The organism is Cytobacillus sp. T106 (assembly GCF_040492155.1).
In the GTDB taxonomy this organism is placed as follows: Bacteria; Bacillota; Bacilli; order Bacillales; family Cytobacillaceae; genus Bacillus_AB; species Bacillus_AB infantis.
Window position 1 is genome coordinate 1 of sequence record NZ_JBEUMK010000007.1, and the last position, 22,916, is coordinate 22,916.

The window sequence follows — 22,916 nt, forward strand, 5'->3', positions numbered from 1 at the left end:
CAACAGGCTCCTGGGATACATGACCCGGCTGTGCAAAGGGGAGTCATGTACTTCAACAGGCTCCTGGGATACATGACCCGGCCGTGCAAAGGGAAGTCATGTACTTCAACAGGCTCCTGAGATGCACGATCCGACTGCCAAAAGGGGAGTCATGACTCTATTCAGCCTGATTCCAGACTTACCTCAAAATGTCACTCCTCCTCCAGCCACGTAAAAAAGAAAAACAAGCCTTTAATTCACCTTTTGTCCGTTCTGAACCCTCATAATTAATTCCTCAATCCTCAGATGATGATAAATCGTCATTCCAATAATGATCAGGCTGAAAAAGCTTGAGAGAATAGCGCCTGCACCAATCATTTTCCTATTTTTATTCTCGAACACAAACAACACCTCCCTGATTCCATTTATTTCACCGGATTTTCTGGCCGAAGATTAGAAACGATAATCTTGTATAGTGTTTGTCGGATAAATGACAATAATTCATTTTTCTCTAAGAGGGAGGCAGAAAATGAGCAGTGCTAGTTGTGATCCAAGCAGTTCAGGAAAAGGAAGCAAGGGAGGGAAGGAAGGAAATCTGAAATGGTGGCAGCTGTCCTTGACAGGGGTTGGCTGTACAATCGGGACAGGCTATTTCCTGGCCTCAGCCATCGGCATTAAGATTACTGGCCCTTCCATCGTCTTTTCGTTCATACTGGCTGCACTTGGAACTTATATTGTTTTTAACCTGCTTGCAAAGATGACTGCAAAAGACCCGCAGGAAGGTTCATTCTGCTATTACGCAAAAAAGGCTTATGGAAAATGGGCCGGCTTCAGCTGCGGATGGAATTATTGGACATCCAATATCCTGATCATGGGCAGCCAGCTGACAGCCTTGTCCATATTGTCACGTTTCTGGTTCCCGCATGTGCCTTTATGGGTATTTGCAGCCGGCTATGCCATTTTGTCCATCCTTGTTGTACTGACTGGTACAAAAGGCTTTGATAAGATAGAGGATATCCTGGCAGTCGTAAAAACGGCAGCCATCATCATGTTCATCATTCTGGCGGCAGCCGCCATGTTCGGCTGGCTGCACAGCGATGCGGACCGGCCTGGGATCCCGGACTCTGCAGGTGCTTTTTTTGAAGACGGCTTTAAAGGCTTCTGGTCTTCCCTTATTTATGCTTTCTATGCCTATGGGGGGATTGAAGTCATCGGGCTGATGGCCATGCAGCTGAAAAAGAAGGAAGATGCACCAAAGGCGGGGAGTGTGATGCTGATCCTCCTGGCATCTATTTATGTGATCTCTCTGGGGCTTGCTGTCGCGATGGTGCCGATTGATGCTTTCCATGAGAAAGAAAGCCCGTTCATTACGGCTTTGTCGAAAAATCATCTGCCATTCTTTCCGCATGTTTTTAACGGGGCAATCATCATTGCCGGGTTTTCAACCATGACTGCTTCACTCTTCGGAGTGACCAATCTTCTTGTGACACTGGCTAAGGAAGGGGATGCACCGGCTTTCTTCGGAAAAAAAATCAAGAAAATGAAGGATCTGCCCCTGCCATCCCTGGGGCTGGCTTCTGTCGGGCTGCTGTTATCCATTATCACCGCCCTGCTTTTGCCGGGTAAAATTTATGAGTATATTACAACAGCGGCAGGGATACTGCTTCTATATAACTGGTTTTTTATCGTCATTTCTTCATTTAAGCTTCTCAAAGCGAAGATTTGGAGCAAATTGATGGGTTCGGCGGCACTGCTGCTGATCCTGGCAGCCGTCAGCGGCACTCTGCTTGAAAAGAATATCCGTCCCGGATTTTTCGTTAGCCTGGGCATCATTGCTTTAATCGCCATTGCGGTGATAATAATGAAGAAAAAGGTCTGGGATTCAAATCCAACTGAAAATACCGGCTGAAACAGGATTGGCGGCACCATGGGCATTTGTCCGGCATATATTATGCTGAAAGCAAATGAACGGGGTGCTGCCTTTTGTTTATACGAAAAGCAAATCGGGCTGAAACAGAACAGCTGCTATATACAACCGTGCATGTGATGGAGGAAAGCTCAATGGGGCATCTTCAGAATGATCCCCAAAAGGGATTGGGTGCATTTATTCCGGCGCTGCAGAGTGGGGCATTCTTTTATGTGGCAGTCCATGATTACAATATCCTTGGCTGGCTGATGGCAGGAAGGGATACGAATCCTGTAAATGGAAACAATGCGGCATTTTTGTATTCTCTTTATGTGTTCCCGCCCTACAGAAAGCTTGGGGTTGGAAGGATGCTTATGTCCCACGCGGTAGAAGTGTTCAGGCGGGAGGGATATGAAAAGGTACAGCTGAATGTTTTTCAGGGAAATCCCGCCAAGAGGATGTACGAGAAAATTGGCTTTCATGATATATCAACAGTGATGGAAATAAAGTTTTAGGCTATGTTAAAGTCTATTGTTGATAAGATGATTCAATGGATCCTTGAGCAGCAAGCTTTAAAAATATGCGGGAGTTTCTCCGCTTATTTTTGTGCCTGTCACCGATCCCCTCATTCAGGTCCGGGAAGGTCCGGTCCTTTTATGGGGTGGCGCGGATTTTTTTTTTACATAGATTTTTTGATCGGGTCCGTCAGTTTAGCAAGCAATTCCGGCAAAATGGAACTTCCGCTAATGATGAAGTCCTATTTTTGATCAGTATTATCAACATTGAACTTTATAAAGCTAACTTTTAAAGATAATATTTCCCATCATCTTCCTTTTGGTTTAAAATAAAATAAAAAGGAGGGTGGAGCATGGCGGCTTTTATTACAGGAAAACTCCTTATCATAGCCCTGCTTCTGCTGGTCATCACGGCTGTAGAAACACTGGCTTATTCGGCAAGGCTGTCAGGGGCAAGGGTCGGCCTTATTGCCACTGCTTTGTCCCTTTTCAGCTCGATTGTCCTTATATCCAGGTTTTCCACTCTTTTTCAGCAGCCGATGACAGCAAAATTGGCCGATTTAGCTCCTGAAGGGGACAAGCTTGGCTTTCTGGAGGACCAATACCGATTCCTTTTATTTGTCTCATCTGCAGGGGTCGTGCTCGGCATATTGCTGTTCCCAACCTTCATCGGCATTTTTTCGAGGACCATTGTCCAGCTGTCGGAAGAAAAAGGATCATATATCAAAGTGCTGAAAAAAGGGTTTACAATAGCAAGCCTCAAAAAAGCAGCTGCCTGCTTCCGTTTTCCGAGGCTCTCTTATCTGGACGGCATTACTTATCAGACGGTGCCTAAACGCTTGTTTGCCGTTAATGTCCTGATTTCCGGGATTTATACAGTGGGCATCCTTGCGGCACTGTATGCTTCGGCGCTGGCTCCTGAATACCAGGGGGCAGCCATGATGTCATCAGGCATCATCAATGGCTTCGCCACCATTATGCTGACCCTTTTTGTTGATCCGAAAGCGTCTATACTCGCCGACAGGGTCGCCAATAAAAAGGCCGGCTATGTGTATTTGAAGAGCTATTCACTGACCATGGTGACAAGTAAATTCGCCGGGACGCTTTTTGCACAGGCATTATTCTTGCCCGCTGCTTATTATGTTGCCTGGTTTTCTAAATGGATTTAGCAGGATGTTCATAGCTTGCCAAACTAATATAGGGGGAAAATCATGGGGTATATAATGGATTTAAGAAAGGTGGTAGGGACACGGCCGCTTATTGCTGCGGGAAGCAGTGTCCTGCTATTGGATGGAATGGACAGGCTGCTGCTGCAGCTGCGAAAGGATAACGGCTGCTGGGGCCTTCCAGGCGGATCGCTTGAGCCGGGAGAATCACTAGAAAGCACAGCACTCAGGGAGCTGAAGGAAGAGACAGGCTTTCATGCAGAAGATCTTTCATTTTTCAAAGTATATTCCGGCGAGCAATTATATTATAAGTATCCTCATGGCGACGAAGTTTATAATGTCATTGCTGCTTATATTTGCACGAAATACCACGGAACGGCTGAACCAGATCCTGAGGAAGCAGTGAAGGTCGAGTTTTTCCCGTTGGAGCAGCTGCCTGAGAATATCAGTCCTCCGGATAAGATAGTCATCAGTGACCTATTGAAAACTAAGCGTGCTATGCATTCTTCTGTCCTATAGAGGCCTCCCGGGTCTCTTTTTTCTTTTACGGTCCGATAAAGGTTGCTATTTGATGAAGCTATCGCAGATAATAGGAGTATTGTCCAAAAGAAAGCAGGGATTAGATTGAATTTTAAACATCTTGGGATTTCAGATCCTCTTATACATAAACTGGCCGCCCAGGGAATCGATGAACCGACAGCTGTCCAGGAAAAAGCGATTCCAATCGTATTGGAAGGCAGGGATATCATCGCCCAGGCACAGACAGGCACAGGAAAAACGCTGGCGTTCATTCTTCCCATCCTGGAAAAAATTGATCCTTCAAATGGAAGCACGCAGGCATTGATTGTCACGCCGACAAGAGAGCTCGCCCTGCAAATCACATCCGAAGTGAAAAAGCTGATCGAAGACATGCCTGACTTGAATGTGCTGGCCGTGTACGGGGGCCAGGATGTCGAGAAACAGCTGCACAAGCTGCAAAGACAGACACAGATTGTAGTGGCCACGCCTGGCCGCCTTCTTGATCATCTCAGGAGGGGGACTGTCCAGCTTGATGAGGTATCGTTCCTTGTTCTTGATGAAGCAGACCAGATGCTGCATATCGGTTTTCTAAATGAGATGGAACTGATTATCAGCCAGACACCTGCTTCAAGGCAGACGATGCTGTTTTCAGCCACCATGCCTGACGATATCAGGAAATTGTCCAAAAAGCATCTGAAGGAGCCGGAGAGCATACGCATTGAAAAAACATTTGTTCCCGAAAAAGCTATCGAGCAGCTGGCTATTTTTACGACAGACCGAGCCAAGCAGAATGCCCTTATCAGCAGGATCAGGGAAGACAGGCCATTCATGGCGATCATATTCTGCCGGACGATCCGCAGGGCCACAAAATTATACGATGCCTTGAAGTCCCAGCGGTTCTCATGCGAAGAACTTCATGGGGATCTTACCCAGGCGAAACGTGAAAAAGTCATGAAGAAGTTTCGTAATGCTGAAATCCAGTTTCTGATCGCAACCGATGTAGCGGCCAGGGGCCTTGATGTGGAGGGCGTGACACATGTATACAATTATGACATCCCCCAGGACAGCGAAAGCTATGTCCACCGCATCGGCCGCACCGGGCGGGCAGGCAAAGACGGGCTTGCTGTCACTTTCTACGCAGAAAAAGATGAGGCGGCTTTAAAAGCGATCGAGCAGGAGCTGAATATAAGACTGCCTAAAGAAGAAAGCACTGCGACTGCCAATACAACAGCTGATGGGGAAAAAAGCAGCAGTGGAGATAAACCTAAAAATCGTTCTGACAGGGACCGCAGGGCTGGCGGCGCTGAATCACGGAGAAGGACTGGCGGCCGGACGGAAGGGCGGGGTAGCCGGGAAGTCCGCAGCACCCGATCAGGGGAGAGGCGCAACCGTTCGAGTGAAGGACGCAGAGCCGATGGCGAAATCCGCAGCTATACACATGACGAGCGGAGAGAGAATGGCCGCCGATCAGGGGACAGGCGCTCTCTTAGTGATGGCCGGAGATCGTCAGGTGGGCGATCTGCTGAAAGAAACCCAAGGCCTGATGGCATACGCTCAAGCGGGGAGCGGAGCCGTGACAGCCAGCGCTCCAGAAGTTCAGATGGAACAGGCGGTCGCAGAGACCGGGGTCCAGCTTCAAATGGAAGCCGGGGACCTGGCCGCGGCAGGAGGTAATGAGAGAAGGCCGAAATTGGGCCTTCTTTTTTTATGAACATTTTTTTGCACCATTCTCACCTTTCATTTAATATATTGCTCAAAATACTTGCATCGGATATCTTTTCTCCTAAACGGCTGAAGCTCAGGCCTGCCTAGGCCTGGGACTGATTAGAAATCGGGAATACCATTTGCCCAAAAAGCTCCTTTTTTCTCCAATTTCCATAAGTAATTAAGCCCAATTTAGATAAAAAATGGAACCTTTGCATTCGAAAAAATGTCTAATGTGCAAAGGGAGGAAGATAAATGTGTTTTCAGAAAAAGACATTATTCTTGCCAAAAAAGGAAATGAGGAATCTTTCGTCAGACTGATCGAATCTTGCGAACTATCGCTTTACCGGGTGGCGCGAGGCCTGCTGTCCAATGATAATGATTGTGCAGATGCCATTCAGGAAACGATCCTGAAGAGCTTCCGCAGCATCCGCAAACTGAAGCAGCCCAAATATTTTAAAACCTGGATCACGCGCATCCTCATCAATGAGTGCCATAACATCCTGAGAAAAAAACAAACAGTCGTGCCTGTGGAGGATATTGAATATTATCTATCAGACCGGTTTCTCGGCGATCCGGCCCAAAGCATTAGCGAAGCAATCGGTGAGCTGGATGAAAAACACCGTGCACCAGTCATCCTTTACTATTATGAGGATTTCTCCGTCAAGGAAATTGCAGAGCTGCTGGAAATCAGCACAGGAACAGTAAAATCAAGGCTGAACCGGGCAAGGGCCAAATTGTCTGTCTATCTTTCTGAGGAGAGGGGGATCGGCAATGCATGATAAATGCAAGGATGAACAGCTGAAAAGAATTCTGCAAAATGAGCCGTCATATCTGCCGCACTCTATCAAGCAACAAATACACTTCACTTTATACCGCCTTCCCAAACAAAACAGGACCCTATCCATTGTGATGCATTATCTAATGTACGGAGCAATTTTTGTCCTGGCCGCACTTATATTTCTATTCTTTTTCCTTTGGAACGCTGAAAAAACTAAACAAACAGCCTATGAAGAGAGCTATAACAGAATTTTGGATGCAGAAACCTATTTCTTTTGCCAAAAAGGAGGGAATGACATGCACCAGCCCGAATAAAGAGACAAACTGCCATAAAAAAGGGAGTGCTGTAAATGAAAGCTGTCCTGCTAATCTTCTTGACTATTTTAGGCTTAGCATTGTCCTGTAAAGGCATAGAGCTTATGCACCTAGGGACAGATGTTGATGGTGACGGGATCGGCATACAATTCCTGGGCTTTGAAATGGCTGACAGCCTTTCCGAACAAAACATTCCAAAAGCTGCCGCAGCCTTTCTTGCAGCTGGAGTCCTGCTGGTGCTGTATGGCATTATTTCAGCATTATGTTTAAAAAGACCGTCTGAGCGGAAAAAATGACAACAAAGAGTTACTGAACAACGAAAGGCAGGTAATTCTATGACAAAGGAAGGTCTGATGGATCTCAGCCTGATCATTTTTTTCAGTGCCCTGGCTATATGTTTGATTTTTCAAGGTTCCTGGCTTGCCGGCACTGCGTTTTTCTTCATGCTGGTTTCCAGCATAACCACTTTGGGAAGCTTCTTTCTCAAAGAAAAAAGCCGCTAGTCCAGAAATCTGCCGGATGCAATCCATCCGGTTTTTTTCTTTGAAAGAAAGAGGAGGAATGGGCCAATGTTCCCGGAGTGTAAAAAAGCAGCTGGATGGATGGACGGATTTGAGAGGCCTTGGTTTGTTGCGGGCGGCTGGGCGATTGATCTTTTTATAGGGAAACAGACCAGGCCGCATGCAGATCTGGAAATCGGCATATTCCGGGAAGACCAGAAAGCTTTGAGGGACCAACTCGCAGATTGGGAGTTTCGCAAGGCTGTCAATGGGTCTCTCATCACCTGGAATGGAGAATACCTCAATCTTCCGGTACATGAAATTCACGCAGTAGATAGAGTACATAATCAACAGACGGAAATTCTCCTGAGCGAGCGTGAAGAAGGAAGGTGGATCTTCCGCCGCAACTTTGGGATTTCCTGCCCAGCTGCCGAAGCCATCCTGTTCACAGAAGATGATATCCCCTATCTAAACCCGCAAGTTGTACTTCTCTTCAAGCTGAAAGCCCGTCCCAAAGATCAAGCAGATTTTCATAGTGCGAGGGATTTTCTCAGCAAAGAACAAAGGTATTGGCTGAAGCAAGGCATCCGGCAAATGGACATTCATCACCCCTGGATTTCTTATTTATAGAAGGAGATTACGAATCTAATGATGAATTGGTAGAGGATTGCCAATTAGGGGGGGAGAAAAAATGGAAGCATTGCTGGTGATAGATGTGCAGAATGGTATTGTTACGACAGGGGATTTTTCAGATGAACTGCAAAAAATGGAAAAAGTTATAATGGATTTTAAAGACAGGGGCAGACCGGTCATATTCCTTAAACATCTGGATGGAGTTGAAGAAAGCCCGCTGTATGAAAAAGGTGAAGGAGCTGAAATCATCGGGGAATTTGCCGATTATCCAGATTATGTGATTGACAAAAGGACCCCGAGTGCCTTTTTTGAGACGAATCTGGCAGAGCTGCTGCAGAAAATGGATGTCGAAAAGCTGGTGATCACCGGATTCAATACAGAATTCTGCTGTCTCTTTACAAGCATCAGCGCTTATGACAGGGGATATAAAGTAACTTTCATTGAAGATGCCACAGGCACTGTAAATAAAGATGAGACATATGAAATGCCCGGCCTTGATATCAAGGATTTTATCGGGACGGTCCTTCATTGGTCTGACGTTATCGAGGTGCTGGATTTTGAGGAATATGAAGAGATTTATTTGAAAGTGACAGAATCTTAAAGTGAAACAGCACCCTGACAGGGGTGCTGCTTTTAATTTTTATCTGACCCTCAAAGGAAGCTCTTTAACGCCTCTGACAATCATGCCAGGGCGCCACTCTAGCTCATCCGGTGAAGCATTCAGACCGATTTCCGGGAACCTTTCCAGCAGGGCTAGGATGGCTATCTCGCCTTCTAAACGAGCCAGTGGTGCACCGAGGCACAGGTGGATGCCCTTGCCAAAAGCAAGATGGGGGCTCTTCTCCCGCGTAATATCCAGTACGTCCGGATCCGCAAATTTCTCATCATCGCGATTGGCAGAATTCAGTGCAGCAATGACCAGCTCGCCTTTTCTGATCGTCTGCCCCTGGAATTCGACATCCTCTATTGCCCAGCGGGACGTGCTGTATTCTACAGGCCCATTGTAGCGCAGAAGTTCTTCTACGGCATTATGGATGAGTTCCGGTTTCTCCCTCAGAAGCTTTAGCTGATCTGGATTTTCAAGCAGGGACAGGATCCCGTTTCCGATCAGGTTGACGGTGGTTTCATGGCCCGCAATAATCAGCAGGGAGACGACGCCATACAATTCTTTTTCTGTCAGCTTATCCCCGCCTTCTTCAGCATTGATAAGCTGGCTGATCAAGTCATCACGCGGATTATCGCGCAAAAATGCAAACCATTCGCCCAGGTACTGGACAAATTCATTCATATGCTGCTGGATTTCATTCCAATTCTCGCCATTTGACCCTTCAATCAAAGAGTTGGACCAGATCCTGAACTTGTCCTGGTCTTCTGTTGGGACACCAAGGATTTCCGAAATGACGATGATCGGAAGGGGGAAAGCATAATCATCGATCAGGGTGATTTCTTCCTTGTTTTCCATCCTGTCCAGAAGCTGGTCTGCTATTTCCTTGATCCTGCCGCGCATGTTTTCAATCATCCTCGGAGTGAATGCTTTCTGGACCAGACCGCGAAGCCGTTTGTGGTCAGGAGGATCAGAGAAGAGCATATTCTCTGTAAAGATGCTCTCATGATCCATCTGGCCGCCGTAAAGTTTGGAAAAGTCCTTAATGAAGCGCTTGTCCTTCAATGCTGCAACTGCGTCTTCATATTTCGTAATGACCCAGCCTGTCTGTCCATCAGGCATGACGGTTTTATAGACTGGCTGTTCTTCTCTGAGCTTACGGTAGCCGGGATAAGGGTTTTGGATAAACTCTTTTGAAAAAATCCTGTATGCTTCCGGGTTGTCTTGATGGTTTCCATTAAACACGCTAATCGCTCCTTTGCTAGTACTAATGCATAAAATAAGCGTAGCATAAAGAGGATGTTAAAATATAACAATAACTGTCAGGCTGCAGAAATTTCGTGCCAATGTCTCAGATGATCAATCAGGAATATAGGCTTATTTCCAGAATTTCCAGCCTTTTTTTGCCTTTTCCTCTGCAGCAGCTGCCTGGCGGAAGCCGACGACAAAATCCTGGAAGATATCTTCTCGCTGTTTGATATCCACCCGATATTGCTCTCTCTCTTCATTCATGGCATGAAGATAGGCATCACGGTCCTTATTCAGTGTATCAATGAGGCTGGTAATCTCGTGATTCGTTATTTCCGCAGATTTTGAAATATAGTGGATCATCGTTTTGAATTCTTCAGAAGCCGCTTCCGAGGAATCCGACACACGTGCCGTCAATTGGCGGATCTGCTCAGAAGTGCATTCCGAAGCCCTCGCAACCTCTTCTGAAAAAGCTCCGAATGTTTCGGAGGTATCTTCTGAAACCTGTTCGATTTTGTGAGACAGGCTTTTAAGCTGGGATTTCGTGCCTTCAGCTGTTTTATAAATAGAATCGGATATTGTTTTGACTGTGTGCACCGATCCCCTGGAAATCTCTTTTTTTACTTCTTCAAGTACTTCCTTTCGGATGCCATTCCTGATTTCAGCACGGATATCAGCAAGAAAGCTTTCTTTGTAGCTATCAAGGGCTTCCATAAAGAGTTCCATATCATTTACAGGATTCGCCTCAAGGCTTCTTGTAACGGCTGGAGGAGATGCCGGCAATGGGGCGGCATCTTCTTCGCCGCGCCCGTCCAGGTGGATCTGCATAAGATGGCGGATCATTTCCTTGCTGAGATTTTTCTCGCGCATCTCTTTAATTTTTCCCAATAGCTCAATTTCTGTATCAGTAAAAAAGCGCACCCCCTGCTTGGACCGGGGAATTACAAGAAGGCCATTCAAATCTTTTTCCCATTGCCGGAGTGTACCGGAAGGAACTCCTATTTTCTTTGATACCTCTTTAATCGTGTAAGCTTTCATAAATTGAGTTTCCATAAAAAACATCCTTTCAATTATATTGAATATAAAACATGATTTTACCTAACGTATTAGAGCCGCTTTTTATCATTGCCTGTTATATTCCGCAGTGCTGTCTTTTTTCCTGCCGTCTGACAAAAGCTCACAAAACTAGACGGAATCTATCATAGAAAGAGAAATTGCACGAAACTGGCAGAAAAAAGGGGAGGATGGCAGTATCAGCTGAGGCGCCCATATCTATACTTAACTGGAAAAGAAGGGAGGGATTGTGTCGAAAGGGTTAAGTTAACTTTAAAATTGAGGCAAATTTCTTGAAAGTCCCCTCTCCAGACTTAATAATAAAACTACTAGAATGTATGCAGCTAAGGAGAATTTGCAGATGAACAAAGCTTGGGGAATCGCTATTGCCGCCACAGTGGGTCTTTCTATTACTCTGGGAGGCTACCATTGGATGGATGCAGAAAACGAGCAGCCGGGAAAGGCCCTGGCAGCAGAATTACATAGTAAAGCAAAGAATGCGCCGATAACGAAGAATGAAATTATAAAGGAGGAAGTGATGCTGGATGTCCCATTGTTCAACCAAATGGCCGCCCCCCGGCTTTATAACGGCTGTGAGGTGACAAGCCTAGCCATGCTTATGAATTATAAAGGATATAAGGTTACGAAAAATGAATTGGCGGACAATATAGATACCGTCCCGCTCCGCTATAGTAACGGCAGCTATGGCAGCCCAAACACAGGGTTTGTGGGTGACATGGCCAACGGGCCTGGACTTGGCGTCTACAGCGGACCCATTCTCAAGCTGGCTCAGTCTTATGCCGGCGATAAGGCGGAAAACCTGACAGGCCGGGACTTTGAAGAAATCCTTAAAAAGGTTAGTGAGGGCTCGCCCGTATGGATTATAACAACGGCCAGTTTAACGCCGGCTGCTTCCTTTGAAAAATGGGACACGCCCGAGGGAGCGGTAGAGGTGACATTCAACATGCACAGTGTCGTGATCACTGGCTATGATGAGGATCATATCTATGTTAATGATCCTTATGGAACGAAAGACAGAAAGGCTGAAAAAGAAGCTTTCGCCGAAGCATGGAAGATGATGGGCAGCCACGCTGTAACTATAAATTAAAGCAACATAATACTAAAGAGTGCCTGATCAGAGCGTTCTTGTAGAAATACTGTAAATGGCATATGTGTCAGCATACATTTCAGTGCATAAAACATATGGTTGTTTGATAAGACAGCACAACTAAAATGGCAAAGAAACAAGCACCCCAAATAGCACATTGGCAATGAAGATTGTATCGTGCCATTTAGGGTGTTATTTAACTTTCTTGAGAGTTTGATCTGCTCATACAATTACGATCGATCATAACAGATACAACAGCTGGGAAACTACAAAGTGAGTAACAAGTGACAGGCAATAAGGGGAGATTTTACTGTTAATTGCAGGTCAGAAGTCGTTTTTGGGTAAAATAAGAGGGTTTTTTCCCTCTATGCAAATAAAAGCAATCTGTTTTTCGCGTTTTCGATTACATAAAAGGAATTTCTCCCTCTATAACACTCTATTGCAGAAAACCTGACTTCATTGTTTAAAAATCAAAAAGTTTAACGCAAATCACAGTTCTACCATTCAGCGATTGAGAGCGTTTACTGAATAAAGTCAAAAAAATAAAAAGCCTGGGGACATTCCAGGCTTTTTTGGTGTGTTAATTACCCTGCTATTTACATTACGAAAACGCATGTTTATTGGGCTGTGATTTTTACATTATCTGAACTGCTATGGTCATAGTCAGGCCCTCTTTGCCGTTCTCTTGCGTGTCCGAAGGCGGAAATACCAGCGCAGTGCAGGGGGGACGGCGAAAAAGATAAAAAAGATCCGGAAAAGCTGATAGCCGGTGACTGTGGCCAGATCTGCATGAACCTCGTGTGCCAGGATTCCCATTTGGTCCATTCCTCCTGGAGCAAGGCTGAGAAAGCTGGTGGCAGATGAAAGATCGTACTCGAATGCCAGCAGGATACTTAATAAAAGGGATAAACCGATAAGCAGAGCGCCGCTTAAAAGGGCAAGTGAGATGGTTTTAGTTTTGTGATGGAGCTTTTCCGGCCTCATAAGGAGGCCGATATGGCCGCCGATGAAAAACTGGGACAGATCCAGCAGGGAAGGAGGAAGCGCAGGTCCTCTCGTAAAATATATCCCCATCAAAGCGGTTGCGACAATGGGGCCGAGCAGATAAGGTGTCGGCAGCCTTAACTTTTTCCCCAGATAAGCACCTGCCAGTGAAGCGAAGATAAAGGGTATGACAGCCGGAAACAAGGCACTCCATTGCGGTATTTCTTCCTGAAGGATAGCAGCAGGCCCCGCTTCTCCTGATAAAAGCGGACCTAATACTAAAAAAGGGACAAAGAAGACGATCATCAGTAGCCTTGCAACCTGCAGAAACGTAACTGTCGTCAAGTCAATCCCTTCTGATTCTTCTGCAAAAACAAGCATTTGCGAAAGCCCGCCAGGAATGCTTCCTGTAAGGACCGTCGGAAAATCAATTCCGGATATGCGGGAAACGATGACGGCAAGGAGGACCGAGAATGCAATGGTAAGCAGGGTCATGGCAAGCATGCTAGGCAGTTTTCCTGACATCTGGCTGACTGCATCCTTTGTGAATGTCAGACCGATGCTGTATCCGACCAAGAGGATCCCTGCGTCCCTCAGCTTTCTTGGCCATTCCAGCTTGAAGGGGATGAACCGGCTGGCAGCAAGAATGGCCGTCAGACTGCCCAGCAGCCAGGGAATCGGCAGGTGAAGGAGAGTAAAAATTATACCGCCGGCAAGAGCGATGAAAAAAGCAGCCAGGAACCCCTTATTATTTGAAATGATTTGCATGTTGCAACCTTCTTTGTTTGTTTAGTTTTCCTAAATATATCTTACCATTTTTTTGCTGATACCCCAAGAAGTGCGGTTTCCTGCTGCAATCTTCAATAGAAAAAGCGCAAGCCATATGGCCTGCGCTTTCTGCTGCATAAGCAGCTAAGTTTCCCCTAGAGGGGCACGGAAGGTTCAGCTTTGGGGCCGAATCGGTTCTAAGTCCACCGATTAAGCACCAGGGTTCCTTGTGAACGGAAAACAAAAGAACCTTCCATTAAGATGCCAAAACCAGAAGTCGCTGCTAATCGATTCATCGTTTATCAGTCCCTTCGATAGATTGGCTTTCCTTCCTTTTTTACCCCGGGACCAGCTCATCAAACATATAAATCCTGCTGTCAGAAGATTTATACAATAAAACCTCTAAGGAGTGCTATAATATATCAGTAGTGTTAATTTTTTCCTTGTGCTTAAAAAGGGGGAAGCGTGCTATGACTGGTGAATTAATTCTGCTGGTTGATGATGATCCTGACATTCAGAATATTCAAAAGGCTTATTTATCTAAGGAAGGCTTTAGGCTTGCCTTTGCAGCAACAGGTGCAGAGGCGGTGCAACTGGCAGGAAGCCTGGAGCCGGACTTGATCATCCTGGATGTGGCGCTGCCGGACATGGATGGATTTGAGGTTTGCCGCATCATCAGAACAAAGACAAAGGTTCCGATCCTTTTCCTTAGTGGAAGGGAAGATGATATAGATCAGATAATAGGTCACAGGATAGGCGGCGATGACTATATAACGAAACCGTTCAGCCCGCCAGTGCTCGTTGCAAAGGTAAAGAGCCATATTAGAAGATATAAAGAGCTGTCAGGAAGCCCAAAGGCTGCTAGTAATGGACGGGCATTAATATTTGGAGAGCTGGCTATTGACAGGGACTGCTGTGAAGTGACGAGGGAGGGAAAGCCCATCTCTCTGGCTGCAAAGGAATTTCAGCTGCTCTGCTGCCTCGCTGAAAATGCCGGCCGTGTCTTCAGTGCAGAGCATTTATTCGATTCCATTTGGGGAAAAGACAGCTTTGGGGATATCAGGACTGTTATGGTCCATATCAGCAATCTCCGCAAGAAAATCGAACAGGACCCGGCCCGGCCGGAATATATTATCACAGTCAGGGGCATGGGCTATAAATTCAATGGAGGTTGAGGTTTTTGGCGGATTTGAAGAATTCCCTGACTTCCTCAGCCGTCATGCCAAGCTTTCTTGCTTCTGCCATCAAACATATCCATTCATACAAATCCTGTTCATAAGAGAGCGTTTTCTCTTCCTTCTTCATACTTTACCTCCAGACCATTCTTCTCGTTGGCTATATTATAAAATGGAAAGTTAAAGTTTTATTAAAGCCGTATTAAAGTTTCGCTTAAATAAGAGGGTGACCATTATGATTGAGAACATTAATATACCTGGATACCAGCTGATTGCCGCAGAAACTGCAAATGAAGAATTTATCTTCCTGAAAGGCTACTCGGTCAAAAGCAGGGAGCAGGTGCTGATAAAGACATATAAAAACGATGTGCTGTCAGATATGGAGATTGCTGCTCTTGTTCACGAATACCAGCTTACAAAGGAAATGGAAGAAGACAGCATCCTAAAAGCAGAAGAGTTAATCATACACTTAAAAAAGCCATATCTGGTCTGCAAATACTTTCCTTGTATAACACTAAGTGAACTCAGCATCAAGAATGCCGATCTTACAGAGATGCTGGACATTTCAGCAAAACTGGCCGGGGCAATCCTGCAGGTACACCAGCAGCATATTATCCATAAATCGGTCAATCCGGGAAATATCCTTTTTAACCCCGTTGATGGCAGGATTAAAATTACTGGTTTCGGCCAGTCGACGCTATTAAAAGAAGAACATCCTTCCTTGAACGCTGCCAGCCTGGCCAATTTGGCTCATTTGCCTTACATATCCCCTGAACAGACTGGAAGATTGAACAGGCTAGTTGATTATCGTTCAGATTTCTACTCAGCAGGAATAGTATTTTACGAATTATTTACCGGTGAATTGCCTTTCAAGGCGAAGGAACCGCTTGAGCTTGTGTACGAGCATCTGGCAAAAAGTATGAAGAATCCCTGTGATTCAAATCCTGATCTTCCACCTGTAATTGCGTCAATCATCATGAAACTTCTTGAAAAAATGCCTGAAAATCGATACGGCAGCGCTTTCGGGATACGCGCCGATCTTCTCCGTGCCCTCGAAAATCTAAAGTCCGGGAAGCGGCAAGAAGTTTATCCACTTGGGAAAGACGATGATAGTATGCTGTTTGAACCCGGAAGGAAGCTGTATGGACGTGACAATGAAAAAGCACAAATCCTTCATGTTTTTGAGGAGGTCAGCCGGGGGGGTACAGGCGCCGTGTTCCTGCCAGGTTCACCGGGGATGGGAAAGACGGCTCTTGTACACGAGATCCAAAAGCCGCTCATCCGGGAAAAAGGCTATTTTGTTTCCGGAAAATATGACATGCTGCAAAGGCAGATGCCTTATGCCCCGATCATTGCAGCATTCCGTTCTCTCGTTCTCCAGGTAATGCTTGAGAGCGAAAGCCGCAGAGCGATGTGGGCATCTAAATTGAAGGACGGCTTTACCGGAAATTATGCGGTCCTTTTCTCAGTCCTTCCAGAGCTGGGCTTGCTTATGGGAGAGCAGGTTGAAGAAGGGCCAAATGGAGCCGACGCCCATCAGCAATTTTTGTTTCATATCCACCAGTTTATATGCCTGTTTGCAGATGAACAGCATCCGCTTGTTCTCTTTCTTGATGATCTTCAGTGGGCGGATATTGCTTCGCTTGAGCTGATCGAATATCTCCTGCTGAAGGGCATGATTCCCCATTTTATGCTTATTTGTGCATACAGGGACAATGAAACAGGGTCCAGGCATCCAGTAAGAAGGACACTTGCCAGGCTGGAAGAAGGAGCAGCAGAGATTCATCATATCCCGGTTCGCACGCTCAGTCAAAAGGAGATTTATGCATGGGTAGGAAATGCCCTGAGAGATGATGGGAAAACGGTTTTGGAACTCGGAGGGCTCTTACACAGGATAACCGGGGGCAACCCGCTGTTCATCAGCCAGCTTTTATTTTCATATTTTGAGGATGGCTTCATTACCAGGGATCCAGCAGAAAGAAAATGGAAAGCTGATATCGGAAAAATAATGGAAAGGCCAGTGGATGACGGAATATCCGGTTTTATGCTGGAGCGTTTCCAGAAGCTGCCTGAAAAAGCAAAAGAGGTTTTAAAGGCTGCCTCCTGCTTTGGCAACAGATTTGATTTCAAAACGCTTTCCCTCCTGTTCAAAGACCGTCCAGGGTGGCTCGCTGAATCTCTTTGGCTGGCCCTTGAATCTGGCTTTATTCTCCCTAGAGATCCTTTATATAAATATATTCATTCCAGCGGCTATGTGAATGCTATGCCAACAGAGTACAGCTTCCTTCACGATACCGTCCAGCAGGCAGTCTATCAGTCTATGAACCTGGAAGAACAGAATGCCTCCCATTTGAAAATCGGCAGGCTGCTTGTCGGCATGAAGGAGAATACACCGTCACGCCTTTTCCAGATTGTCCACCATTTGAATATCTGCAGTGAACAGCTTGAAATGAAAGAAAGGGCTCCGCTGGCAGAATGGAATGCCGCTGCAGGAGAACTTGCCAAGGATGCTGCTGCCTTTCGGGAAGCGCTCTCTTATTTCCAGGCTGCACTTAAGCTCGCCGGGGAAGATTGGAACGGGAAATATGAATTGACTTTCCGCATATTCAAAGGTCTTGGTGAATGCTTTTATTTGACAGGAAAATTGGTTGAAGCTGAAAGAACCTTCGCTATAGTGCTTGAAAATGCAAAAACTGATTATGAGAAGTTATCAATTTATAATCTGCAAATCACTTTATTCACTCATATGCACAGGGTGAAAGAGGCGGTCAGCTCAGGAATAGAAGGCCTTAAGCTTTACGGAATCACTTTTGCACCAAGCATCGGCAAACATGCTATTGTGATGGAGTTTCTCCGTGCAAAATTTGCTTTAAGCGGTAAATCACAAGAAGACATAATGTCCCTTCCTGAAATGGTGGACCGGGACAAAAGGCAAATCCTGCAGACGCTCATCAACCTGAACGCTCCATCCTACCATGCAGACCAGAATCTTGCCACCATGCTGATGCTGAAGGCACTGAACTACACGCTCAACAACGGATTAACCGACTTAAGTGCCCTTGTATTCAATAATTACAGCCTGATATTAAGCGCGGGATTCAGCGATTTCAAGGGCAGCTACGACTATGGCAGGCTGGCGATCAAACTGTCTCAGCATTTTGGTGTCACAGGCATTAAAGGCCGTGTGCAGTTTGTCTTTGGAAGCTTTGTCAGCCACTGGAGACACCCGATTTCAGAAAATCTCCACCACCTCACGGATTCACAGAGATACTGCCTGGATGCAGGAAATATCCATCTTGCCGGTGCTAATAGTTCATTCATCGTCATCACATTATTTATGAAAGGATCGCCGCTTGAAGAGGCGCTGGATGGGATCCGGAATCAGATCATGTTCGTCAATAGGATTCAATATCCTATTTCAATCGGTTTTTTGACGGAGATGGAGGAATGGGTCCTCTATTTGAAGAAGGAAAAAGAGAGTCATGACTGGACCTTTACTCCTGTGCTCGATGATGACTCTGCAAAAATCATCCATTATACGATCCGGCTGCAGATGAGCTATCTTTTTCAGAAAACTGAATATGCCGATGAACTGATTCAGAAACTGGCACCGCTTATCAGCAAAAGGCTGACGCTTGTCATTGTCCCTGAATACCATTTCTATCATGGTTTATGGCTTGTCCGTTTTTATGAACATGAAAAGCAGAAAAAGAAAAAAGCTCTTCATTTGGCTAAACTGAAGAACTCTATATCAAAAATGAAACGCTGGGCAGCTCTTTCCCCGTCGAATTTCCGTCATAAATACTTGCTTTTAAAAGCAGAATACCGAAGGATTGCCAAGAGGGATTCCAATCTATTTAATATTTATGATGAAAGCATTCAGGAAGCCGAAAAGAACGGCTTCCTGCAGGATGCTGCCCTTGCAAATGAATGTGCAGGCCGATACTTTTCTGCGCAGGGATATAGCAGGATGGCAAGTTCCTTTTTCTCAGAAGCTTTTAAATGCTATCGGCTTTGGGGTGCAGAAGCCAAGGCTGATGATCTTCGGAAGAAGGTTAAAATTTCCTTACCGAAGGAACCGGAAACCAGTCATTCCATTCAGTTTGATGAGTATGCCCTTGTTTCCGCCGCCCAGAGCATATCCAGGGAAGTAGTGCTTGAAAATCTGCTGGCCCGGCTAATGGAGGTTACCATGCATTACAGCGGAGCAGACAGGGGGATTCTGCTCTTTAAACGGGATGGAATTTGGACGATCGGGGAGTATGCCGGTGGGGGTGAACGGCCAAAACGCTTCGAGCCGGTCCAAGGAAGAGAAATGCTGTCCGAACAGGCAATAGAACTTGCAGAGCTGAGCAGAGAAGGAATCATTCTTGATTATGCCTGTGAAAACAGTCTGATTTCAGGGGATCCTTATGTCAAAAGGATGCTGCTGAAGTCGCTCATTTGCCTGCCGATCCTGAATAAGGGTGAAGTAAAGGGTATGATGTACCTGGAAAACAACCAGATTTCGCATGCATTCACAAAAGAAAATCTCCGGGTTCTTGAATTGATTGCCTCTCAGGCAGCCATATCTTTGGAAAATGCAGATCTGTATGAGAGGATGGAAGCAAGGGTTGCCCGGCGGACCGAAGAGCTGAATGAAGCAAATATCCGCCTGGAGAGGGCCAATAAAGAACTCGACCGCTCAAGGCAGGCAAAGAACACTATATTATCAGACATCTCTCATGATTTAAGGTCTCCGCTTGCTGCCGTTAAGGGCTATATAGAAGCTGTGCAGGAGGGTATTGCCGAATCAGAAGAGCAAAAAAGAGAATTTCTTCAGCGAAGTGTCAGCCGCCTGAATGAACTGAATGTCCTGATCCGCGACTTGTTTGATCTTTCCCGTATGGAGGCTGGCCAAATACGGTTTGAGATGGATTATTTGCCCCTTGGCCAGATGCTGGTCAATATTAGGAAGCAATTTAAATTTGAAGCCGAAAAGAAAGGACTTTATTTTGTCCTGGATCTGGAAAACACGAATGTTGAGAATGTTCCGTTGGTGGAGGCAGATCCCGCCCGTCTGCTGCAGGCCTTCTCCAATCTGGTCTCAAACAGCATCAGGCATACAGAGACTGGCGGTTTGATCCTTAGCGCCAGGCTGGCATCCCAGGGCGGAAGTGTCAGGATATGCCTGTCAGATACCGGCAGCGGCATCCCGGCTGCAAGGCTTCCATTTATTTTTGACAGAAACTATACCAAGGCAAGCAGTAACAGCAGGACGGCCGGAAATGGCATCGGACTTTCGATTACAAGGGAAATCATCGCAAGGCATAATGGTAAAATTTGGGCCGAGAGCAATGAAGGAGAAGGGACTTCCGTTTTCATTGAACTGCCAATCTACCATTTTGCCGCAGAAATGGTTTAGTAAATGATTATCGCTTTACGCCGGGGACAAAAAAAGATACTATGTAATTGTCAATCTAATAAGCAACTACTGGGGGTGCCTGCGGAAAGCAGGCTGAGAGAAAAACTGGCCCGTTTTTTAACCCTTTGGACCTGATCTGGATGATGCCAGCGTAGGAAAGTAGCGAAGTGGAACTATTTGCTATATTTTTTATGCACAATTGCCAGGTCCTTTTCAGGGCCTGGCTTTTTTGCTGCTGAAAGGAGAAAAGGGAATGAATACAATAGAGATAGCAGTGATGCTGGAAAAGCTTAGGGCTGAAAAGCCGCTTGTACATAATATCACTAATATGGTTGTCACCAATTTTACCGCTAACGGCCTGCTGGCGCTGGGGGCATCGCCTGTCATGGCTCATGCTGCAGAAGAAGCTGCCGATATGGCCGGCATTGCAGGGGCGCTGGTCCTGAACATCGGCACTCTTACTTCCCCTGTGGTAAAATCTATGAAACTTGCGGGAGAATCAGCGGGCAGAAACTCAGTGCCGATCATCCTTGATCCGGTCGGGGCAGGTGCAACAGCTTACAGGACCGAAACAGGCAGAAACCTTCTCGAAGAGCTGCCGATCTCCATTTTGCGCGGCAATGCTGCCGAAATATCTCACCTTGCCGGAAAAGGAGGAGAAATTAAAGGTGTTGACGGCGGGGAAGCCGGCAACCCGGAAGAGACAGCCCTTCTTGCTGCAAAACTGTTCAACACCGTAACTGTTATTACAGGGAAGGAGGACATCATTTCTGATGGAATAACAGTTGTCCGGATCAGTGGCGGAAGCAGCCTCCTTACGAAAGTTACAGGAACGGGCTGCCTGCTGTCATCGGTGATAGGCGCTTTCCATGCAATTGAATCAGACTCACTGAAAGCCGCGGCGGCTGCGCTGGCTGTATACTCTGCAGCGGCAGAAATGGCTGCAGAAGCAGCGGGAAACAAAGGACCTGGAACCTTTCAAATAGAGCTGCTTAACAGCCTTGCCCTGCTTAAGGGTGAGGATCTTGAAAACAGGACGGACATTACTGTCCTCAAAGGAGAAATATAAATGAATATTAACAAAGCATTGACAATAGCGGGTTCGGACAGTGGAGGCGGAGCCGGAATCCAGGCTGACCTTAAGACCTTCCAGGAACTTGGTGTCTATGGCATGTCAGCACTGACAGCAATCACCGCTCAGAATACCACTGGCGTGCAGGCGGTCTTCCCGATGACGGCCGAAGCTGTAGGTAAACAGATAGAGAGCATTGGAAGCGACATGGGGACGGATGCTTTAAAAACGGGCATGCTTTTTGATGCAGACATCATTAAAGCTGTTTCTGCTGTTATCAGCCATTATCAATGGACAAAGGTGGTCGTCGATCCTGTGATGATTGCCAAGGGAGGGGCTAGCCTCCTGCAGGAAAGCGCCATGGCAGCCCTGAAGGAACATTTACTCCCGCTCGCACTAATCATCACCCCTAATATTCCTGAAGCAGAAGCAATAACCGGCATGAAAATCTCTTCTTTAGCCGAACGGAAAGAAGCAGCCAGGAGATTATGTGCGCTCGGCGCTCACAATGTAGTCATTAAAGGGGGGCATGAAACAGGAAATCAAGAAGCTGCTGCTGATTTGCTTTTTGATGGAAGCAGCTTTGATGTGTTTGAAGGCAGGAGGGTGGATACAGTCAATACCCATGGGACCGGCTGCACCTTTTCAGCAGCAATCACGGCAGGACTGGCGAAGGGGCTTTCTGTAAAGGAGAGTGTCCGGCTTGGAAAAGACTTCATCCAGGCAGCCATCGAAGATGATCTTCTCCTTGGGAGCGGCCACGGCCCGACAAACCACTGGGCATATAACAATAGACAGAAAGCAGAGGGCTTGGCATATGGCGCGAATTGACAGTCAAAGAATGAAAGAGCTGTTAAAGGTCTATTTTATCATGGGAAGCACGAACTGCACTAAGAATCCGGATATGGTTATGAAAGAGGCGATTAAAGGCGGGATCTCCCTTTTTCAGTACAGGGAGAAAGGGGCAGGATGTCTTGGCAGGCAAGAAAAATACGTGCTTGCAGAGCAGCTTCAGCGGATGTGCAGGACAGGGGGCATTCCTTTTATCATCAACGATGACATAGAACTGGCATGTGAAATCGGCGCAGACGGCGTCCATATTGGGCAGGAGGACGAGCCGGCCGAAGCAGTACGGGAGAAAATCGGGGATAAGATTTTGGGGGTATCTGCCCATACACTTGTGGAAGCGAACGAAGCTGTCAGGGCTGGCGCAGATTATCTGGGTCTTGGCCCCATCTATCCGACGTCAACAAAAGCAGATGCCAAGGCGGTTCAGGGAATGGCTCTCATACAGGAATTGAGAGAGTCTGCTATCACAATACCAGTTGTAGGAATAGGCGGAATCACACCGCACAATGCACGTGCTGTTATTCTGGCCGGGGCAGACGGCGTTTCTGTCATAACAAGCATCAGCCAGGCTGCAGATATAAAGGAAGCTGCTGCAAGCCTTAAAAGAAGTGTGACGATATAGAAGATTCATAGC

The 22,916-nt window shown here is 46.4% G+C and carries 22 protein-coding genes and 1 riboswitch; of the genes, 17 read left to right on the plus strand and 5 right to left on the minus strand.

Annotated features, from left to right (window positions below):
• Positions 1-231: 231 nt before the first annotated feature.
• Complete coding sequence (locus ABU165_RS13780) at positions 232-381, minus strand: hypothetical protein (RefSeq protein WP_022543907.1); 150 nt, start codon at positions 379-381, stop codon at positions 232-234.
• A 127-nt stretch (positions 382-508) separates the two neighbouring features.
• Here ABU165_RS13780 and ABU165_RS13785 point away from each other — a divergent pair, with 127 nt between their 5' ends.
• The 11 genes from ABU165_RS13785 (at position 509) to ABU165_RS13835 (ending at position 8,618) form a co-directional block, all read left to right on the plus strand.
• Entirely contained in the window at positions 509-1,888 is a 1,380-nt protein-coding gene (locus tag ABU165_RS13785) for an amino acid permease (RefSeq protein ID WP_318060673.1), read from the plus strand.
• 74 nt (positions 1,889-1,962) lie between these two features.
• Positions 1,963-2,400: a GNAT family N-acetyltransferase gene (locus tag ABU165_RS13790; protein WP_253617015.1), complete on the plus strand. Its 438-nt coding sequence runs from the start codon at positions 1,963-1,965 to the stop codon at positions 2,398-2,400.
• 353 nt (positions 2,401-2,753) lie between these two features.
• Positions 2,754-3,569, plus strand: a complete 816-nt coding sequence (locus tag ABU165_RS13795) for a lipid II flippase Amj family protein (protein ID WP_253617013.1) — start codon at positions 2,754-2,756, stop codon at positions 3,567-3,569.
• A 42-nt stretch (positions 3,570-3,611) separates the two neighbouring features.
• Entirely contained in the window at positions 3,612-4,085 is a 474-nt protein-coding gene (locus tag ABU165_RS13800; protein ID WP_022543905.1) for an NUDIX hydrolase, read from the plus strand.
• Between the two features lie 105 nt (positions 4,086-4,190).
• The gene (locus ABU165_RS13805; RefSeq protein WP_276537412.1) at positions 4,191-5,759 is read left to right on the plus strand and encodes a DEAD/DEAH box helicase; all 1,569 of its coding nucleotides are present in this window, start codon (positions 4,191-4,193) and stop codon (positions 5,757-5,759) included.
• A gap of 287 nt (positions 5,760-6,046) precedes the next feature.
• Positions 6,047-6,571: a sigma-70 family RNA polymerase sigma factor gene (locus ABU165_RS13810; protein ID WP_022543903.1), complete on the plus strand. Its 525-nt coding sequence runs from the start codon at positions 6,047-6,049 to the stop codon at positions 6,569-6,571.
• Positions 6,564-6,884, plus strand: a complete 321-nt coding sequence (locus ABU165_RS13815) for a hypothetical protein (protein WP_009793633.1) — start codon at positions 6,564-6,566, stop codon at positions 6,882-6,884. Before ABU165_RS13810 ends, ABU165_RS13815 begins: the two co-directional genes overlap by 8 nt.
• A 35-nt stretch (positions 6,885-6,919) precedes the next feature.
• Entirely contained in the window at positions 6,920-7,180 is a 261-nt protein-coding gene (locus ABU165_RS13820) for a hypothetical protein (RefSeq protein WP_009793634.1), read from the plus strand.
• Between the two features lie 39 nt (positions 7,181-7,219).
• Entirely contained in the window at positions 7,220-7,387 is a 168-nt protein-coding gene (locus tag ABU165_RS13825) for a hypothetical protein (protein ID WP_009793635.1), read from the plus strand.
• A 66-nt stretch (positions 7,388-7,453) separates the two neighbouring features.
• Positions 7,454-8,014 (plus strand): nucleotidyltransferase domain-containing protein, encoded by a 561-nt coding sequence (locus ABU165_RS13830; RefSeq protein WP_009793636.1) that lies wholly within the window; start codon positions 7,454-7,456, stop codon positions 8,012-8,014.
• A 61-nt stretch (positions 8,015-8,075) separates the two neighbouring features.
• Positions 8,076-8,618 carry an isochorismatase family protein gene (locus ABU165_RS13835; RefSeq protein WP_094769522.1) on the plus strand — a complete coding sequence of 181 codons (543 nt, stop codon included), beginning with the start codon at positions 8,076-8,078 and terminating at the stop codon, positions 8,616-8,618.
• A 39-nt stretch (positions 8,619-8,657) separates the two neighbouring features.
• On the opposite strand, the gene ABU165_RS13840 is transcribed toward ABU165_RS13835, so the two are convergent.
• Positions 8,658-9,866 (minus strand): cytochrome P450 family protein, encoded by a 1,209-nt coding sequence (locus tag ABU165_RS13840; protein WP_148949415.1) that lies wholly within the window; start codon positions 9,864-9,866, stop codon positions 8,658-8,660.
• A 132-nt stretch (positions 9,867-9,998) separates the two neighbouring features.
• Positions 9,999-10,922, minus strand: coding sequence for a MerR family transcriptional regulator (locus ABU165_RS13845; protein ID WP_318060674.1), 924 nt, complete (start codon positions 10,920-10,922; stop codon positions 9,999-10,001).
• 361 nt (positions 10,923-11,283) lie between these two features.
• On the opposite strand from ABU165_RS13845, the gene ABU165_RS13850 reads away from it, so the two are divergent.
• Positions 11,284-12,030: a C39 family peptidase gene (locus tag ABU165_RS13850; protein WP_022543901.1), complete on the plus strand. Its 747-nt coding sequence runs from the start codon at positions 11,284-11,286 to the stop codon at positions 12,028-12,030.
• Positions 12,031-12,693: 663 nt separating this feature from the next.
• On the opposite strand, the gene ABU165_RS13855 is transcribed toward ABU165_RS13850, so the two are convergent.
• Positions 12,694-13,782, minus strand: coding sequence for an AbrB family transcriptional regulator (locus tag ABU165_RS13855; RefSeq protein WP_318060675.1), 1,089 nt, complete (start codon positions 13,780-13,782; stop codon positions 12,694-12,696).
• 470 nt (positions 13,783-14,252) lie between these two features.
• Between ABU165_RS13855 and ABU165_RS13860 the strand changes: the two genes are divergently transcribed.
• Positions 14,253-14,957, plus strand: coding sequence for a response regulator transcription factor (locus ABU165_RS13860; protein ID WP_009793643.1), 705 nt, complete (start codon positions 14,253-14,255; stop codon positions 14,955-14,957).
• Here ABU165_RS13860 and ABU165_RS13865 read toward each other — a convergent pair.
• A complete protein-coding gene (locus tag ABU165_RS13865) occupies positions 14,944-15,087 on the minus strand; it encodes an anti-repressor SinI family protein (protein ID WP_009793644.1) in 144 nt (47 codons plus the stop codon). The two genes, ABU165_RS13860 and ABU165_RS13865, sit on opposite strands and share 14 nt — an antisense overlap.
• A 105-nt stretch (positions 15,088-15,192) precedes the next feature.
• On the opposite strand from ABU165_RS13865, the gene ABU165_RS13870 reads away from it, so the two are divergent.
• The 4 genes from ABU165_RS13870 to thiE all read left to right on the plus strand — a co-directional run bounded on the left by ABU165_RS13870 (position 15,193) and on the right by thiE (position 22,904).
• A complete protein-coding gene (locus tag ABU165_RS13870; RefSeq protein WP_318060676.1) occupies positions 15,193-20,361 on the plus strand; it encodes an AAA family ATPase in 5,169 nt (1,722 codons plus the stop codon).
• Between the two features lie 61 nt (positions 20,362-20,422).
• A riboswitch (TPP riboswitch) is annotated at positions 20,423-20,536 on the plus strand.
• A 78-nt stretch (positions 20,537-20,614) separates the two neighbouring features.
• Positions 20,615-21,430 (plus strand): hydroxyethylthiazole kinase, encoded by an 816-nt coding sequence (thiM, locus tag ABU165_RS13875; protein WP_050767298.1) that lies wholly within the window; start codon positions 20,615-20,617, stop codon positions 21,428-21,430.
• Positions 21,431-22,264 (plus strand): bifunctional hydroxymethylpyrimidine kinase/phosphomethylpyrimidine kinase, encoded by an 834-nt coding sequence (thiD, locus tag ABU165_RS13880; RefSeq protein ID WP_094769517.1) that lies wholly within the window; start codon positions 21,431-21,433, stop codon positions 22,262-22,264.
• A complete protein-coding gene (gene thiE, locus ABU165_RS13885) occupies positions 22,251-22,904 on the plus strand; it encodes a thiamine phosphate synthase (protein WP_094769516.1) in 654 nt (217 codons plus the stop codon). The genes thiD and thiE overlap by 14 nt, the downstream gene beginning before the upstream one ends.
• Positions 22,905-22,916: the final 12 nt, after the last annotated feature.

What these genes read in the sequence shown, in the direction of transcription:
- ABU165_RS13785 (WP_318060673.1), top strand. Translation starts at nt 509, where the DNA reads ATGAGCAGTGCTAGTTGTGATCCAAGCAGTTCAGGAAAAGGAAGCAAG.
- ABU165_RS13795 (WP_253617013.1), top strand. Translation starts at nt 2,754, where the DNA reads ATGGCGGCTTTTATTACAGGAAAACTCCTTATCATAGCCCTGCTTCTG.
- ABU165_RS13800 (WP_022543905.1), top strand. Translation starts at nt 3,612, where the DNA reads ATGGGGTATATAATGGATTTAAGAAAGGTGGTAGGGACACGGCCGCTT.
- ABU165_RS13815 (WP_009793633.1), top strand. Translation starts at nt 6,564, where the DNA reads ATGCATGATAAATGCAAGGATGAACAGCTGAAAAGAATTCTGCAAAAT.
- ABU165_RS13820 (WP_009793634.1), top strand. Translation starts at nt 6,920, where the DNA reads ATGAAAGCTGTCCTGCTAATCTTCTTGACTATTTTAGGCTTAGCATTG.
- ABU165_RS13825 (WP_009793635.1), top strand. Translation starts at nt 7,220, where the DNA reads ATGACAAAGGAAGGTCTGATGGATCTCAGCCTGATCATTTTTTTCAGT.
- ABU165_RS13830 (WP_009793636.1), top strand. Translation starts at nt 7,454, where the DNA reads ATGTTCCCGGAGTGTAAAAAAGCAGCTGGATGGATGGACGGATTTGAG.
- ABU165_RS13835 (WP_094769522.1), top strand. Translation starts at nt 8,076, where the DNA reads ATGGAAGCATTGCTGGTGATAGATGTGCAGAATGGTATTGTTACGACA.
- ABU165_RS13845 (WP_318060674.1), bottom strand. Translation starts at nt 10,922, where the DNA reads ATGGAAACTCAATTTATGAAAGCTTACACGATTAAAGAGGTATCAAAG.
- ABU165_RS13850 (WP_022543901.1), top strand. Translation starts at nt 11,284, where the DNA reads ATGAACAAAGCTTGGGGAATCGCTATTGCCGCCACAGTGGGTCTTTCT.
- ABU165_RS13855 (WP_318060675.1), bottom strand. Translation starts at nt 13,782, where the DNA reads ATGCAAATCATTTCAAATAATAAGGGGTTCCTGGCTGCTTTTTTCATC.
- ABU165_RS13860 (WP_009793643.1), top strand. Translation starts at nt 14,253, where the DNA reads ATGACTGGTGAATTAATTCTGCTGGTTGATGATGATCCTGACATTCAG.
- ABU165_RS13865 (WP_009793644.1), bottom strand. Translation starts at nt 15,087, where the DNA reads ATGAAGAAGGAAGAGAAAACGCTCTCTTATGAACAGGATTTGTATGAA.
- ABU165_RS13870 (WP_318060676.1), top strand. Translation starts at nt 15,193, where the DNA reads ATGATTGAGAACATTAATATACCTGGATACCAGCTGATTGCCGCAGAA.
- thiM (WP_050767298.1), top strand. Translation starts at nt 20,615, where the DNA reads ATGAATACAATAGAGATAGCAGTGATGCTGGAAAAGCTTAGGGCTGAA.
- thiD (WP_094769517.1), top strand. Translation starts at nt 21,431, where the DNA reads ATGAATATTAACAAAGCATTGACAATAGCGGGTTCGGACAGTGGAGGC.
- thiE (WP_094769516.1), top strand. Translation starts at nt 22,251, where the DNA reads ATGGCGCGAATTGACAGTCAAAGAATGAAAGAGCTGTTAAAGGTCTAT.